The following is a 14,596-nucleotide window of genomic DNA, read 5'->3' on the forward strand; positions in this document are numbered from 1 at the left end:
CGAACGCATATTGTGGGCCGATGGCTGATTTCGACGACAGTTTCGATCCCGAACTCGGGGCGGCATGCAACCGGCTGGCGGCCTGGGTCGAACCGTTACCGGAAGGCGCCGTGATCGATCCGGTCTCGCGGCTTACCGAGCGGGACCTGGCGCTGATATTGCGACGTCTGCATGCCACTCGCCTCGCCGGGGATGCGCAGGACCGACCCATGAACGAGCCGCCCCGCAGCGCCGGTCGCGCCTCGGTACCGCTCACCGCGAAGAGCTGACGTCCGGTTCGGGGGGCGGGCCGGGGCTCGCCCGCGCGACGCGGACGATCACCGCGGTCGACAGCAGGATCGACGTGACCATCGCACCGATGGCCAGCAGGCCGGACGTATCGATCGCCAGCTCTGCCCGAACGATCGACCGGCGCCCGATCCTGACCTTGAGCCGGGCATGATGGCGCGCATCGTGCAGAGGCCCCATCACGCCGCCTGGCTGAGATCGGGAGCGGTCGCGATGTCGGTCACCACGTCCACCGCCGACGCCAGCGAACCGACATAGCTGTCCGCGCCCAGCACGCGCTGGATCTGTTCGTCGCTAAGCGCCGCTTCACCCTGCGGCCACAGCCCCACCAGGATGTGTGCGCCCGGTGCTTCGCGGCGAAGGCGCCGGACGAGATACCGCAAGTGGCTGGGGCTGCCGCCGATCTCCAGATACGACAGACAGATCATGCGGGTGCCGCTGTAGTCGACGCGCTGGACGGCATCGCGCGCGACGGCGGCATGCGGAATACGCCGCGTGCCGAACCCGCGCCGGGCGAGCAGTTGCGCCAGCATCGCGGTGACCGCGTCGTCCAGCACGCCGCGGCCGGCGATGCAGGTCACGGCATGGCTTTCCCGCCAGTCGTCCGGCGCCTGCGTGGCGCCGGACGCCGGCACGACCATCCCCGTCGTATCGGCGGCCGGCATCGGGTTGAGCGTCTTTGCGACCGGTGCCGCTGCCGGCAGTCCATCGTCCTGCTCGCTGAGTTCATCGACGACCGTCGACATAGCGTGGACGATCCGCTCCGCACCGGCGCGATCCACGACGCCGCGACGCGCGTCTTCGGCCGCCAGTTTCAGACCACCGAGTGCGACCTCGTCGTAATAACTGGCGAGCGAGCGGTCCTTCAGCAGCAGTTCCGCCTGCTCCAGCGCTTCTTCGGGATCGGCCGCCAGCATCCGCTGGTAGAAGCTCTCGACCGGGGTCAACGCCGGTCGATCGCCAAGCAGGATATCGAGGAATTCCAGCGCCGGAACATGGCGGCCCAGCACCACAAGGCACAGCGTCAGCGGCATCGACAGGACCAGACCCACCGGTCCCCAGATCCAGGTCCAGAACACCGCGGCGAGGATGACGGACAAGGGCGAAAGGCCCGTCGAATGGCCGTAGAGCAGCGGCTCGACGACATAGCCGATCAGCGGCTCGACCACCGCGAACAGCACCGCCACCTCGATCACCATCGTCCAGCCGGGATCGACGCCCGCTGCCAGCGCGAGAGGCAAGGCGGCGCCGAGCAACGCACCGACATAGGGTACGAACCGCAGGATCCCTGCGAGGATGCCCCACAATGCCGGCACCGGTACGCCGATCGCCCACAATCCGATGCCGATGACGATCCCGAAGCTGGTGTTCACCGCCAGCTGCGACAGGAAATATTTGGACAGGCGCGCGCCGGCGTCGTCCATCGCAAGCGTAGTGCGGTGCAGGTCCGACGATCCGAACAGCCGGATCATCCGATCGCGCAGATCCTCCTTCTGCATCAGGATGAAGATCGCCACGACGAGGACGATGACGAACGTCTCGAACGGCCCGACGACCGGGCCGAGCACCTGTCCCGCGACGGTGAAGGCATCGGGTTCGCGATCGGTGACGCGAACAGGCACGGGTTCGCGCGATCGGCTCGCCAGCACACGCTCGACATTGCTTTGCGGCGGTCCGGCGGCGGCGCGTGGCGGTGGCGCCTTGTCCTGTGCGAAGAAGGCGACGCGATCGGCTGCGAAGCCCTTTGCCGAGGCCACCTTGTCGTCGATCGTCCGCAGATATCCGGGTGCGTCGTCGGCAAGCGAAGCGACCTGCATGCCGACGAGCGTGCCGACGCCGCCCAGCAATCCCAGCGCCGCCAGCACCGATATCATCACCGCCAGCCCCTTGGGCAAGCGGGCGTGACGCAGCGCGGCGACCACCGGCGACAGGACGAACGACAGCAGGATGGCGAGCGTGATCGGGATCAGCACGTCCTTCGCGAAGAACAATCCCGCTATGACGACCACGCCGACGGCCAGCCCCAGCAGGCCGTTCATGCCCGGCACTTGCGCGGGCACGACCCGCGCAGGCCCTGCGAGCGACGCGCTGTCTACAGCTTTGCGGTCGCCCTGATCCATGTTTCACCCCTGATGTTGTGGATCGCGAACGAACGGCGGGGTGGCGAGTTCACGGCGGTGTACGAATTGCTGCCGTTACGGCACGACCAGCGGCGTGCCGGGTGACCCGTCCGGGTCACCCGGCCGGCGATCACTTCTTGCGGGCGCGCTTCGGCGCTGCCGCGGCCTCGGCGTCTTCTTCCTCGTCCGGCTGGTCCTCGCCGGCCTCGGTCAGGGCTTCACCCAATGCCTTCAGCTTGTCCTGCGACTTGTCCGCCTTGTCAGCGATCCTGGTGGTGGCGGTGCCCAGCCGGTGCAGCAGGGCATGGACCCGGTCGCCGTCCGGCGTATCCTTTTCCAGCTGCTTGCGCAGGGATGCGAGGTCGCGCAGGATGCCCTTGGCCCCCGGCACGTCGACATCGGCGAGTGCGGCTTCCCAGTCCTCGACCATATCGGCGCCCTTGCTGGCCTTGGTCTCGTCGAGACCGCGATTGATCGCGTTCATCGTTCCGGCAAATTTGACGGCCATCGGCGTAATCCTCTCACATGGGATAGGTCCCGGGCTGCGAACGAGGTGTGGGTGGAATGGCTCCGCCGACGCGGCGGCGATCGTATTGATGCATCGCAAGTCACCCCCGGGTACGCACCTCCTGCAGGTCCAGCTCGCGGATCAGCTTCTGCGCGACGCTGCTGCCGATCCGGCGTTCGCGTGCCGTTTCGAGGATCGCCTTACGCTCCGCCTTCAGCCCGCGCAGCCGCAGGTCGCGCTCCACCCGGTCCTGCAACCGTGCCTCGGCGGATACCCTTGCCCCCTGACTGCGGCTCTCGATCCGGTCGCGATAGAGGTCCATGATGCGGCTGCCCGCCGCGGAGTAGAAATCGGCGTTGCCGTGCGCCTCCGCCAGTTCGTGCTGGGCGTGTTCGATCTCGCGGATCGCCGCTTCGCAGGCGGCGACCCGCGCGGCATCCTCCTCGGCCTGCGACGAGGGCTCGGCGGGCAGCGTCAGGTCCTTGAGCAGGATCGGCAGCAGCAGGCTGGCGATGATGAGGGAGGCGATGATGACGCCCGCCGCCAGAAAGATCGCGAGGTCGCGTGCCGGAAACGGCGATCCGTCGTCGAGCGCCAGTGGCAGCGTCAACACACCCGCCAACGTGATCGCCCCGCGCACGCCGGCAAACGACATCGCGGCGATCAGGCGCCAGTCGGGGCTGCGCATTGCGCCGTCGGGGGCGTCGCGCCGCTGGCGCAGCAGCGTCAGCCGAAGCGATATCCAGACCCAGCCGAACCGCAGCGCGGTAAGGCCGACGAGGATCGCGACGACATAGGCGCCCAGCCACAGGGGATTGGCGTGGCCGGTGATGCGGACGGTTTGTGCCGCGCCCGCCAGTACGCCCGGCAATTGCTCGCCGAGCAACACGAAGATGATGCCGTTCAACGCGAACTGGATCGTATCCCACACCGAATTGCGGCGCATGCGGGTCGCCGCCATCGCCTGACGCGAGATTTCGGCGAAGGTCATGGTCACGCCCGCAGCCACCGCGGCGAGGATACCGGAGGCGTGGACATGCTCGGCCAGCAGATACGATCCGAACGGGATCAGCAGGCTGACGAGGATCTGCGATGCGGTTTCCTCGCCATAGCGGCGCGATACCCATGCCTTGGCGCGCGTCGCGGCGATGGTGACGGCCACGCCGATCACGATCCCGGCGATCGCCACCCACGCGAAATTCACGGCGGCGGCGGCGGGCGAGAAACTGCCGGTCAGCGCCGCGGCCACGGCGAAGCGCAGGCATACCAGCCCCGATGCGTCGTTGAGCAGCGATTCCCCTTCGAGGATGTGCATCATCCGCCTGGGAATCGGTACGCGCGCGGCGATGGCGGACACCGCGATCGGATCGGTCGGCGATACCACCGCGGCGAGGGCAAAGGCGACCGCGAGCGGCATGGCCGGGATCATCCAGTGGATCAGCAACCCCATGCCGATCACGGTCAGCAGCACCAGTCCGAGCGCCAGTTCGAGGACGACCGGCAGATCCTTCAGCAATTCGTCCTTGGGAATGCGCCAGCCGTCGAGGAACAGCAGCGGCGGCAGGAACAGCAGCAGGAACAGCTCGGGATCGAGCTCGACCCGATAGGATGTCGACAGGCCGATCAGCCCGCCGAGCACGATCTGCACCAGCGGCGTCGGGATCGGCAGCGGCAACATCCGCGACACCGCGCCGCTGACCACCACGGCCAGCAACAGAAACAGAACGATCGAGATGACTTCCAACGCTTAACTCCTACGACCGGATGTGACGGGCGGGGTCTAGTGCCGTCGACCGGCGATGGCGACCGCTTCATGCCCCGTACGCCATCGGTCCTCCGGAAGGGGCGATCCTCCGAAAGGGTCGATCCTCCGGAAGGATGGCGCGGGTCGCCGCACGCGGCTAGTCGCGGCGCGATGACGACGAACCTGCCGCATGTCCTGATCGTCCTGCACGACTTCTCGCTCGGCGGGACGGAGCGAGTCGCCCTACGCCTGGCGAATGCGTGGACGGCGGCGGGCTGCGCGGTGACGATTTTCGCCGGGTCGGACGCTGGGCCATTGCGCGATCTGGCGGGGGAGGGGCCCGGGATCATCCTGGCCCGACCCGCGATTCCCCGGGGGCCGCGATCGCGTGACCGGCTGGGGCGGGCAGCGCGCGCATTCGCCGCCGGCGGCCGGTTCGACGTCGTATTCGTGCCGGGCAATTACCACTGGCCGGTCGCGACGGCCTTTGCGGGTTCGGATATCCCCGTGGTGGCGCAGGTCAGCGCCGCGCTCGACAAACCCCAACGCGGCGTGTTGCGCCGGTGGGGCTTCGAACGGCGGATGCGTCGATTGCTGCGTCATGCCGACGCCGTGGTCACCTTGTCCGACGTGGCGCGGGATCAGGCGAACGCGATTCTACGGCGACCGGCAGCGACCACGATCGCACTGCCAGCCCTGAGCGATGCCGTACCGCCGCCGACGGCAGCGCCCGATACGGCATCGCCGCTGGTGATGGCGGCCGGGCGGCTGGTTCCCGAAAAGGGGTTCGCCCGTTTGATCGAGGCATTCGCAGCCCTGTCGCAATGCGATGCCCGGCTGGCGATCGTCGGCGATGGGCCGGACGCCCGGTCCTTGCACGATCTGGCGGAGCGGCTGGGGGTGGCCGGTCGGGTGACCTTTCCCGGCTATGTCGCCGATATCCGGCCGTGGCTGGACGAGGCACGGTTGTTCGTCCTCGCATCGGATTTCGAAGGGTTTCCTGCCGTCGTGGTGGAGGCGCTTGCCGCCGGCCGGCCGGTCGTCGCCACGGATTGCACGCCTGCGACGGGGTTGCTGCGGGCGCCCGGTGCGGGTGCGATCGTGCCGGTCGGTGCGATCGCCGGGATTACGCGGGCGATCGAACGGTTGCTCGACCAGCCCCCTCCCGATCCGCACGCATTGGCGGCGTCGGTCGGACGGCACCGGATCGGGCCGGTCGCACGCGCCTATCTGACGCTGTTCGCGGACCTGCGGCGATGACGGCCTCGCCGATGCGTATCGCCTATATCATCAACTCCGTGGAGGGCGGCGGCGCGGCATCGCCGGTGCCGGCGGTGCTCGGCGTGCTCCGCGACGGCGGGGCCGAAGTCGCGGTCTTCGCACTGACCCCGCGCGACCGTCGCGGCGAGGCCGCGATGCTGGCTGCCGGGATCGCGGTGCAGGTGCGCGATGGCGGCGAGGGCGATCACGTCGCCGCGCTGCGCTGGCTGGACGAACGGCTGCGGGACTGGGCGCCGACGCACCTGTGGACGTCGCTCACCCGCGCGACCTTGCTGGGGCAGCTGATCGGGTTGCGGCGGGGCTGGCCCGTGGTCAGCTGGCAGCATGCGGCCTTTCTGAAGCCCGCCAATCGCGTCCTGCTGCGGACGATGCGAGGCGCGTCCCGATTGTGGATCGGCGACAGCGCGGCGGTGACCCGGCTGACCGCCCGGCGACTGGGCGTTCCAGCGGAGCGACTGATGCAATGGTCGATCTTTCGTGCCGATCCCGAAGCGCGTGCGGCGATACCGTGGCGGCCGGGCGACACGGTGCGGATCGGCACCCTCGGGCGGCTGCACCGCGTGAAGGGCTATGACGTCCTGATCGAGGCACTCGCATTGCTCGATCCGGCGACACAGTACGAATTGCTCATCGCCGGCGATGGCACGGAGCGCGATGCGCTGGAAGCGCTGGCGCTGGCGCGGTCGGTGACGACGGTCCGTTTCGTCGGTTATGCGACCGAGCCTTCGGCGTTCCTTGCATCCTGCCACCTCTATGTGCAGCCGTCGCGGTCGGAGGGCTTGTGCGTGGCGGCGCACGAGGCGATGCAGGCGGGATTGCCGGTCATCGCCTCGGCCGTCGGGGAATTGCCCGACAGCATCGTCGATGGCGTCACCGGCGCGCTGGTGCCCGCCGACGACCCGGTGGCACTGGCGGGCGCGCTGTCGACTTGCCTCGCCGACCCGGCGGCACTGGCGCGGATGGGACAGGCGGCACGGGCACGAGTGCTGGATCGCTTCGGCCCGGACCGCTTCGTCGAGAGTGGCCGCGCTATCCTTGATCGTCTCGCCGCGTTCTGATCCGCCGCGCGAGCTTCCGGACCTCGCGGATCGCCTCGATCGACAGGCCGTGTGGCGACAGTTCGGTGCGTTTCACATCGATCAACGTCACCGGTCCGGCTGCGGCCAATGTGTGGAAGCCCTCGACGAACGGTGCCGCGGCGGCGGGGGCGTTCAATGCGGCGCCCGCCGATGCCTCGAACCGATCGGGGGTCAGCACCGTCATCGTCAACGGGCGGATCGCACCGCCATAGGTACGACTGCAATCCTGCACCGGCAGCACGATCCGCCCCTCCACGACGATCGGCGTGCCGCCGGGGCGTGCGCTGGCGACATCGACGCGAACGGGATTGCAGGGGTGCGGGGTCCAGGGACCTGCGAGCCGATCGGCGAAGGCGACGTGCAGCGCGCTCATCTTGTCCGGCTCATGCGAGGCGGAGGTGTAGAACAGCCACCATCGCCCGTCGTGGAACACCGGCGTCGCATCGACTGCGACATGGTCGAGCGCGATGACGTGCGCCGCCTCCCAGCGACGCGGAAAGTCGACCGCCCGGTATAACGTCAGTCGGCCGGACCGATGCGCCTCCGGCAGCATCCATGTCTCGCCCTCCGCCTCGAACACCAGTGGATAGGACAGATGCCACGGCTCGCCCAGCACCGGATGGCGTTCGATCAGCCGCAATGCGGCATCGTAGACCAGCACTTCGATCGCGCCGATCCGGACGCGGTAGTCGTAGGTCTCGACGAAGACGTACAGCCGGTCGTCACGCCATAACCCGAACGGATCGGCGAGAAAGCGGAAGCTGCCCATCGGCGGCAACCATTGCAGCGGCAAACCCTCGATCGACCCGCGGGCGAGGATTTCCGTGGCGGTCGCCCCGACGATCGCGGGTCGCCAGATGTCCTTGCGTAGAGCCACGGTCTTCCATCGCTTCCTGAACGGCGGGCGGGCACCCGCAATGACATGGCCCTGTTGCCGCCGATCAGGCGACGCGCAAGCCCTCGTCGGTCCGCATCGTCGCCGCCGGCCGGTGCAGCGGCGCCCTGGATGCCGTATCTCCGAGCACGCTCATGACCGCGCGGGCGGCCCGGACGGCCGATCGTTCGCCGGTCAGTTCGAAGCTGCGCTGGAAGAGGGCGCGTTGCACCGGTCGGTATGTATCGTGTCGTGCCACCGCGCGGTCCAGTGCGTCGCCCAGATCGCCGGTCGATGTGACGACCTCGCCCGCCTGCCAATGTGCGTAATTGGGATCGCCGGCCCACGCCGTCGCATGCGCATCGAGGAACAGGCACGGCCGCGGCCGGTGGAGGAATTCGTAGACCTGGCTGCTGACGTCGCCGAGGTAGATGTCCGCGGCAGCGGTGTAGGTCATGTCGGTGGACGAGGCGCTGCCCAGATCGATGTGGATGTTGGGCGCGTTCCGATACCGGGCATCGATGGTGCCGGCGCGATCGATCCGGAACCGGTCTATCGTCACCACGAAGCGGCGATGGAACAGCATCACATGCGGTGCGAAGATCAGATTGTAGCGATCGTCGCGCAGGAAATGGTCGAGCACCGCGCGTCCTTGCGCATACCAGGACGACAGATGCGGCGAGGGGTGAGGGTTGTAGAGTACGGTCGGCTTGCCGTTCGCCTGAAACGGCAGGCGCGGCGCCGGATCGGGCATCAGGTCGAACTTGGGATAGCCGATCAGGCTCATCCTCTCCGGATCGACTCCCGCATCGTGGATCAGGCGCTGGCGGATCTTGCTGCCGGACACCAGCACGTGATCGAACATCGCGCTATGCCGGTTGAACCCGATCGCGCGGTCGCCGGCGCCGTGACGGGTATGGATGATCTTGAGGTCGTCGAGCCCGTACCGCGTCTTGAGCAGCAGCGACGTTTTTTCGGCCACCACCAGCGCGTCGAGCGAGCGGAAGAACTCCAGATTGTCGCGGTAGATGCCGATCTTGGTGACCGGCAGGCCCCATTCCAGCGTCGCGGCGAGCGCCCGCGTCGTCGGGCGGCGGAGCGTCAGCTGCACCAGCGGCACCGTGACGTTCAACCGCTCGCACAGCCGCATCACTTCTGCCGTCAGCCGGTCGTTGGTCGTCGCGATGACGATCTCCGCCTGCGGATAATCCTCTGCCATGGCAAGCGCGGTGGGCAGGGCATGCGCGACCTGATGCACCTGGTCGTGGTTGAACAAGAAACCGATCTTCATAACCGTGAGACGAAGGCAAGCGCGGTCACCCACATTAAACTTTCCGTCATGAACGGATTTTTCGGAACTTTCCGGTCGTCGGCGCAACGCGGCTGTCTTATTGGCCCCGCGATGCGTTCGCCGTTCCGCCATTCCGCCGCCCGACAGGAGGATCGCCCGTCCCCCAAGGCGGGCGTGCGGCTGGTGCTCGCCAACCTCGGTCACCTGCTCGGGGGCAAGGTGGCGGCGGGGGCGATCAGCCTCGTCTATCTCATGCTGGTGACGCATCGGCTGGGCGCAGCCGATTATGGCGTGCTGGTACTCGTGAACGCCTATGCCGTGCTGATCGGCAGCGTGCTGGCGTTTTCGGGCTTTCACGGCGTGGTGCGCTATGGCGGGATCGCGCTGGAGGGCGGCGACGCCGCGGGGTTCGCGCGTATCGTCCGCTTCATGGCGGTGGTGGAGCTGGGCTGCGGTGTCGTCGCGATCCTGGTCGCGGCGGTGCTGGCGCCGTTGATCGGGCCGAAGCTCGGCTGGTCCGCGGACACGATCCGGATCGCCACCGTCTACAGTCTCGCGGTGATCGCCACCGTTCGCGCCACGCCGCAGGGATTGTTGCAGATCGCCGGCCGGTTCGATCTGATCGGGCTGCATCAGGCGGTGTCCCCGCTGATCCGTCTGATCGGGGCGCTGGGGGTATGGATCGCGGGGGGCGGACTGATCGGCTTCCTCACCGTCTGGCTGGTCGCAGCCGTCGCCGAGGGGCTGGCGATGTGGGGCTTCGGTCTCGTCGCGTGGCGCCGTCTGGCGCAGGGCGAGCGGTTGCGCGGCCCGTGGCGCGGTGTGGCGCGCCAGACGGACGGCTTCACCCGCTTCATCCTCATCACGAATTTCGACATCACGGTACGCGAACTGGCGCCCAATCTGGCGCCGCTGACCGTCGGCTGGCTGCTCGGCCCCGCCGCCGCCGGTCTGCTGGCGCTGACCCAACGCGCGACGGCGCTGCTCGCGCAGCCGACGGTCCTGCTGAGTCAGGCGAGCTACGCCGTGCTCGCCGGTCAGGTCGCGCGCGGCGAGCTCGCCGCGTTGCGTCATACGGTGTGGCGGAGCGCGGCCATCGCACTGGCGGTGGCGGTGCCGATCATGCTGGTGCTGGCGCTGCTGGGCGATCGGCTGTTGATCGCATTCGGCGGCAGCAGCTTCGGCGGCGGCACGATGCTGCTCATCCTGGTCGCGGCGGCGCGGACGGCGGGGCTGGCGAGCGCACCTCTCGCCGCCGGGCTCACCGCTTTGGGTCTGCCGCAGCGATCGATGGCGGTGGGGCTGGTGACCAGTCTGGCGCTATATCCGTTGCTGCCGGCGCTGCTCTGGCTCGACGGCACCGATGGCGCGGGCTGGCACGCGTTGCTCCAGAACGTCGTGGCGATCGGGGCGCTCGCCGTCATGTTCCACGTCGACGCACGCGCGCCTGCTCCGGTCGCGGCGTGAACGATACCGGTCACGCCGGCGGATTGCGCGCCGTGTTCCTCGCCGAACGCCCCTTGTTCCTGCGGCTGCTCGTCGCCCGGCTGGGTAATGTCGACGAGGCGGAGGAGGTGTTGCAGGACCTCTGGCTCAGGCTCGACACCGCCGTCGGGGGGCCGATAGCCGATCCGGCCGCCTATTTGTACCGGATGGCGAACAACATGGCGATCGACCGCCGCCGCCGGGCGGCCCGTCGTCTCGACCGGGATACCGCCTGGTCCGACAGCCGTCCCGGCGCGAGCGAGCATCCGGATGCCGAGCGCCTGATGATCGCGCGGGATCGACTGGCGCAGGTCGAAGCGGTGCTGGCCCGCCTGCCCGAACGCGTCGCCACCGCGTTTCGCCTGTATCGCTTCGAGGAGCTGTCGCAGAAGGCGATTGCCGAGCGCATGGACATCTCGGTCAGCGGCGTCGAAAAGCTGTTGCAGCGCGCATATTTGCGAATTCATGCACGGCGCGGATCGTCTGGTGAGGATGACGGTCGGGCAGGACGTCTTACCCATGAGGAGGACCGCTGCGATGGCCGGTGATCGCGAGGATGTCGGACGGGAGGATGTTGCGCACGCCGCTGCGGTGGCATGGCACCTGCGCTTGCCGACCGCGACGACCGACGACTGGCAGGCGTTCACCGACTGGCTGGAGGCGGATGCCGCGCATGCCGGCGCCTATGACGCGCTGACGCTCGCCGATGCCGAGCTCGGAGCGGTGCTGGTTCCGGCGGACTGGACGCCGTCCGCTCCGCTGTTCGCCCCGCCGGTCGCCGCCAACGATCGCGACCGGCCGCCGCTGCGAGCGCGGCGATGGTACGCCGGAGCGGGCGGACTGGCAGCGGCAGCGATCGCCGCTGCCGTACTGATCCCGCAACGTGGTCCGCCGGTAGCGGCACGGATCGTCGAGACGCCTGCCGGTGTGCGGCGGACGTTGCTGCTGGCGGATGGCAGCCGTGTGGCGATGAATGGTGGCACGCGACTGGCGATCGCCGACGCCAGTGGCCGATCGGTGGTGCTGGAGCATGGCGAAGCGCTGTTCGACGTCGTCCATGACGCGTCGCATCCTTTCGTCGTGCGGTCCGGTGCGATGCGGATGCAGGATACCGGCACGGTATTCGACGTCTCGCGGGTCGGCACCCATCTGAGCGTACAGGTCGCGGAGGGCGGGGTGCTGTTCCAGCCGCAGGGCGAACGGATCATGCTGACGCCCGGTGCGGCGCTGTCGCACGTCGATGGCGGATCGGCGCGAATGTCGGGCGTCGCGATCGGCGATGTCGGCAGCTGGCGCGAGCAGCGGCTGGTCTTCAGCCAGACGCCGGTGCGGCTGGTGGCTGCCGCGCTGGAGCGCAGCACCGGCATCATGGTGACGGCGTCGCCGACCCTGCGGGATGTGCCGTTCACCGGATCGATCCGCGTGACGGGCGAGGCCGACCAAATGATGCCCCGGATCGCCGCCCTGATCGGCGGACGCGCGATACGCGACGGAACGCGCTGGATCTTGACCAAGCGGGAGAGCCCCGTTCCCTGATCGTCGCATCATGGCGGTCGTGACGGCAGCGTCGGCGCTATGCGTGCCGGTGGCCGCCGGCGCACGCCCCGACGAACGTCATGGCGTCGATATCCCGGCAGGACCGCTCGATCGCGCGCTGGCGATGCTTGCGCGTCAGACCGGCAGCGATATCGGCAGTGCCGAACCGGGTATCGGACGGATCGCGACGGCCGGGTTTCGCGGTCGGCTGACCGCATCGGCGGCGCTCGACCGCCTGCTTCGGGGCACGCCGTTCGCTGCGCAAGGCCTTGGCGCCGGCGCCTATCGCGTGGTCCGCCGCCCGACCGTGCGCCGGGCCGCAGCCGCCCGGGCCGCTTCGGCCAAACCCGTGGCAGCGCCCGATCCTGTCGCGGAGACTGCAAAGCCGCCGCCCGACATCGTCGTCACCGCGTCGAAGCGCACGGTCGCGCTGCTGGGCTTCCCCGGCGCGATCACGGTATTGCGATCGGGCAGCGGCTTGCGGGTCGGCGACGTCGCCGGCGACACATTAGACGAGGCACTGGCGGCGACCCCGATCCTGCAGGGAACCGCCCTGGGCGCCGGCCGCAACAAGCTGTTCATCCGCGGCGTCGCCGACAGCAGCTTCACCGGCCCGACCCAGTCCACGACCAACGTCTATTTCGGCGAGGTGCCGCTCGCCTACAACGGACCCGATCCGGGACTCAGCCTGTACGACATGGACCGGATCGAGGTGCTCGAGGGGCCACAGGGCGCGCTGTACGGCGCCGGCGCGATCGGCGGCATCATCCGGCTGGTGCCGCGCATCGTCGATCTCGCCCGGATCGCCGCCGAGGTGTCGGGCGGGGTCAGCGGCACGCGCGGCGGGGCGGCTGGCGGCGACGTGGCGGCGATGATGAACGTGCCGCTGATCGGCGGTGTCGCGGGCGTACGTGCCGTCGGCTATCGCATGCACGATGGCGGCTATATCGCCGATGTGGGCCGCGGACTGTACCGGGTCAACACGGTGACGACGACCGGCGGGCGCCTCGACCTGCGCCTGCGTCCGGGTGAAGGCTGGACGATCGACGCCGGTGTCGTGCTGCAATCCGTCGCGGCGCCGGATTTGCAATATGCGGAACGGGGTGCGCCGCCGATGTCGCGCGCGTCCCTGCTCGCGCAGCCGTTCGATCAGGACTACCGGCTCGGACGGATCGTCGTCGACAAGCTGTGGGACGACGGCCTGCATCTGGTGTCGGCGACCGGGCTCGTCCTGCGCGATGCGGACAGCCGTTTCGATGCCACGCGGCGCAATCGGCCGACGGTGCCGATCGCGTATGACACGACCGAGCACAGCCGGCTGTTATCGCACGAGACGCGCGTGTCGCGGACGCGCGCCAACGGCGTCGGCTGGCTGGTCGGCGTGTCGCTGCTCGAGGCACGCGATGCCTATGAACGGATGTATGGCGCGCCCGACCGGCTGCGCGATATCGTCGGCGTCAGCAACCGTACGATCGATGCGGCGGTGTTCGGCGAGGCGGGGTTCGTGGTGACGCCGCCGTTGACCGTCACGCTGGGCGGACGGGTGACGCATCAGCGAAGCGACGGCGAACCGATCGCCGGTTCGCGTCTGAACGCCTTCATCCGCGGACGCAGCGTGACGCGGATCGATCCTGCGATCGCCGTGTCATGGATGGTGCGGCCCGATATCGCCGCTTACGCCCGCATCCAGTCGGGATTCCGCACCGGCGGCATTACCGTGGCGCCCGGCATCGGCCGCGTCGCCGATCTTCGGCCCGACACGATCCGGGTGGCGGAGGTGGGCATCCGCACGGATCGGCCCGGGCCGACCGGCGTCGCCGGATCGGCGGGGCTGTCGATCGCGGACTGGCGCCACGTCCAGGCCGACCTGGTCGACCGTACGGGATTCCCGTTCACGACCAATCTCGGCAACAGCCGTATCCACGGGCTTGAGGCGGATGTGAACTGGATACCGATCGTCGGTCTGCGCGGCGATCTGGCGATGTTCCTCAACGATGCGCGGATCGACGACCGCGATCCGACGATCCCCCGATCGCCGGGAGCGCGGCTGCCCAATACGCCGCCGTTCGCCTTGTCGGCCAGCCTCACGTACGACTGGCGCATCGCATCCGGACAGGCTGCCGGCGTCGACGCGGCATGGCGCTACGTCGGGCAATCGACGCCCGGCACGCGGGCGCCCTTCGACGTCGCACAGGGCGGCTATGGCACCACGCGTATCGGTGCACGCTGGAGCGATGGACGTGTCAGGCTGACTGCCAACGTCGAGAACCTGTGGGACGTGACGGGTGACCGGTTCGCAGGCGGCAATCCATTCGCGCAGGCGCTGCGCGACGAATACACGCCGCTGCGCCCGCGAACGATCCGCATCGGCGGCGCCGTCAGCTGGTAGC

General features: G+C 68.9%; 13 protein-coding genes. 7 read left to right on the top strand and 6 right to left on the bottom strand.

Translation table 11 applies throughout. From position 1 onward, the window contains the following. The first annotated feature begins 20 nt into the window (after positions 1 to 20). Positions 21 to 269: a hypothetical protein gene (locus NF699_15470; protein ID USU04429.1), complete on the top strand. Its 249-nt coding sequence runs from the start codon at positions 21 to 23 to the stop codon at positions 267 to 269. On the opposite strand, the gene NF699_15475 is transcribed toward NF699_15470, so the two are convergent. From NF699_15475 to NF699_15490, 4 genes are all read right to left on the bottom strand, one after another. Beyond that, the gene (locus NF699_15475; GenBank protein USU04430.1) at positions 253 to 468 is read right to left on the bottom strand and encodes a hypothetical protein; all 216 of its coding nucleotides are present in this window, start codon (positions 466 to 468) and stop codon (positions 253 to 255) included. The two genes, NF699_15470 and NF699_15475, sit on opposite strands and share 17 nt — an antisense overlap. After that, positions 468 to 2,408, bottom strand: coding sequence for an AI-2E family transporter (locus tag NF699_15480; GenBank protein USU04431.1), 1,941 nt, complete (start codon positions 2,406 to 2,408; stop codon positions 468 to 470). Before NF699_15480 ends, NF699_15475 begins: the two co-directional genes overlap by 1 nt. 130 nt (positions 2,409 to 2,538) lie before the next feature. Then, positions 2,539 to 2,916 (bottom strand): hypothetical protein, encoded by a 378-nt coding sequence (locus NF699_15485; GenBank protein USU04432.1) that lies wholly within the window; start codon positions 2,914 to 2,916, stop codon positions 2,539 to 2,541. Between the two features lie 100 nt (positions 2,917 to 3,016). Beyond that, on the bottom strand, positions 3,017 to 4,660 hold the full coding sequence (locus NF699_15490; GenBank protein USU04433.1) for a Na+/H+ antiporter: 1,644 nt from the start codon (positions 4,658 to 4,660) through the stop codon (positions 3,017 to 3,019). Positions 4,661 to 4,831: 171 nt separating this feature from the next. On the opposite strand from NF699_15490, the gene NF699_15495 reads away from it, so the two are divergent. Together NF699_15495 and NF699_15500 are read left to right on the top strand one after the other, a co-directional pair. Then, entirely contained in the window at positions 4,832 to 5,920 is a 1,089-nt protein-coding gene (locus NF699_15495) for a glycosyltransferase (protein USU04434.1), read from the top strand. Positions 5,921 to 5,931: 11 nt separating this feature from the next. After that, positions 5,932 to 6,999 carry a glycosyltransferase gene (locus NF699_15500; protein ID USU04435.1) on the top strand — a complete coding sequence of 356 codons (1,068 nt, stop codon included), beginning with the start codon at positions 5,932 to 5,934 and terminating at the stop codon, positions 6,997 to 6,999. Here the strand turns inward: NF699_15500 and NF699_15505 are convergent. Together NF699_15505 and NF699_15510 are read right to left on the bottom strand one after the other, a co-directional pair. Then, positions 6,971 to 7,897 (bottom strand): formyl transferase, encoded by a 927-nt coding sequence (locus tag NF699_15505; protein ID USU04436.1) that lies wholly within the window; start codon positions 7,895 to 7,897, stop codon positions 6,971 to 6,973. The genes NF699_15500 and NF699_15505 overlap by 29 nt on opposite strands. 64 nt (positions 7,898 to 7,961) lie before the next feature. Next, positions 7,962 to 9,185: a hypothetical protein gene (locus NF699_15510; protein ID USU04437.1), complete on the bottom strand. Its 1,224-nt coding sequence runs from the start codon at positions 9,183 to 9,185 to the stop codon at positions 7,962 to 7,964. A gap of 111 nt (positions 9,186 to 9,296) precedes the next feature. On the opposite strand from NF699_15510, the gene NF699_15515 reads away from it, so the two are divergent. The 4 genes from NF699_15515 to NF699_15530 are packed head-to-tail and all read left to right on the top strand — an operon-like array spanning position 9,297 to position 14,595. Continuing rightward, positions 9,297 to 10,652 (top strand): oligosaccharide flippase family protein, encoded by a 1,356-nt coding sequence (locus tag NF699_15515; protein ID USU04438.1) that lies wholly within the window; start codon positions 9,297 to 9,299, stop codon positions 10,650 to 10,652. Continuing rightward, the gene (locus NF699_15520; protein ID USU04439.1) at positions 10,649 to 11,218 is read left to right on the top strand and encodes an RNA polymerase sigma factor; all 570 of its coding nucleotides are present in this window, start codon (positions 10,649 to 10,651) and stop codon (positions 11,216 to 11,218) included. Before NF699_15515 ends, NF699_15520 begins: the two co-directional genes overlap by 4 nt. Beyond that, complete coding sequence (locus NF699_15525) at positions 11,208 to 12,206, top strand: FecR domain-containing protein (protein USU04440.1); 999 nt, start codon at positions 11,208 to 11,210, stop codon at positions 12,204 to 12,206. The genes NF699_15520 and NF699_15525 overlap by 11 nt, the downstream gene beginning before the upstream one ends. Before the next feature lie 10 nt (positions 12,207 to 12,216). Next, positions 12,217 to 14,595, top strand: coding sequence for a TonB-dependent receptor (locus NF699_15530; GenBank protein USU04441.1), 2,379 nt, complete (start codon positions 12,217 to 12,219; stop codon positions 14,593 to 14,595). Position 14,596 lies beyond the last annotated feature (1 nt).

It is taken from the genome of Sphingomonadaceae bacterium OTU29LAMAA1 (assembly GCA_024072375.1).
In the GTDB taxonomy this organism is placed as follows: domain Bacteria; phylum Pseudomonadota; class Alphaproteobacteria; order Sphingomonadales; family Sphingomonadaceae; genus Sphingomonas.

Coding starts and splice junctions, on each gene's coding strand:
- NF699_15470 (USU04429.1), top strand. CDS start 21: ATGGCTGATTTCGACGACAGTTTCGATCCCGAACTCGGGGCGGCATGC.
- NF699_15475 (USU04430.1), bottom strand. CDS start 468: ATGGGGCCTCTGCACGATGCGCGCCATCATGCCCGGCTCAAGGTCAGG.
- NF699_15525 (USU04440.1), top strand. CDS start 11,208: ATGGCCGGTGATCGCGAGGATGTCGGACGGGAGGATGTTGCGCACGCC.
- NF699_15495 (USU04434.1), top strand. CDS start 4,832: ATGACGACGAACCTGCCGCATGTCCTGATCGTCCTGCACGACTTCTCG.
- NF699_15530 (USU04441.1), top strand. CDS start 12,217: ATGGCGGTCGTGACGGCAGCGTCGGCGCTATGCGTGCCGGTGGCCGCC.
- NF699_15485 (USU04432.1), bottom strand. CDS start 2,916: ATGGCCGTCAAATTTGCCGGAACGATGAACGCGATCAATCGCGGTCTC.
- NF699_15480 (USU04431.1), bottom strand. CDS start 2,408: ATGGATCAGGGCGACCGCAAAGCTGTAGACAGCGCGTCGCTCGCAGGG.
- NF699_15500 (USU04435.1), top strand. CDS start 5,932: ATGCGTATCGCCTATATCATCAACTCCGTGGAGGGCGGCGGCGCGGCA.
- NF699_15515 (USU04438.1), top strand. CDS start 9,297: ATGCGTTCGCCGTTCCGCCATTCCGCCGCCCGACAGGAGGATCGCCCG.
- NF699_15510 (USU04437.1), bottom strand. CDS start 9,185: ATGAAGATCGGTTTCTTGTTCAACCACGACCAGGTGCATCAGGTCGCG.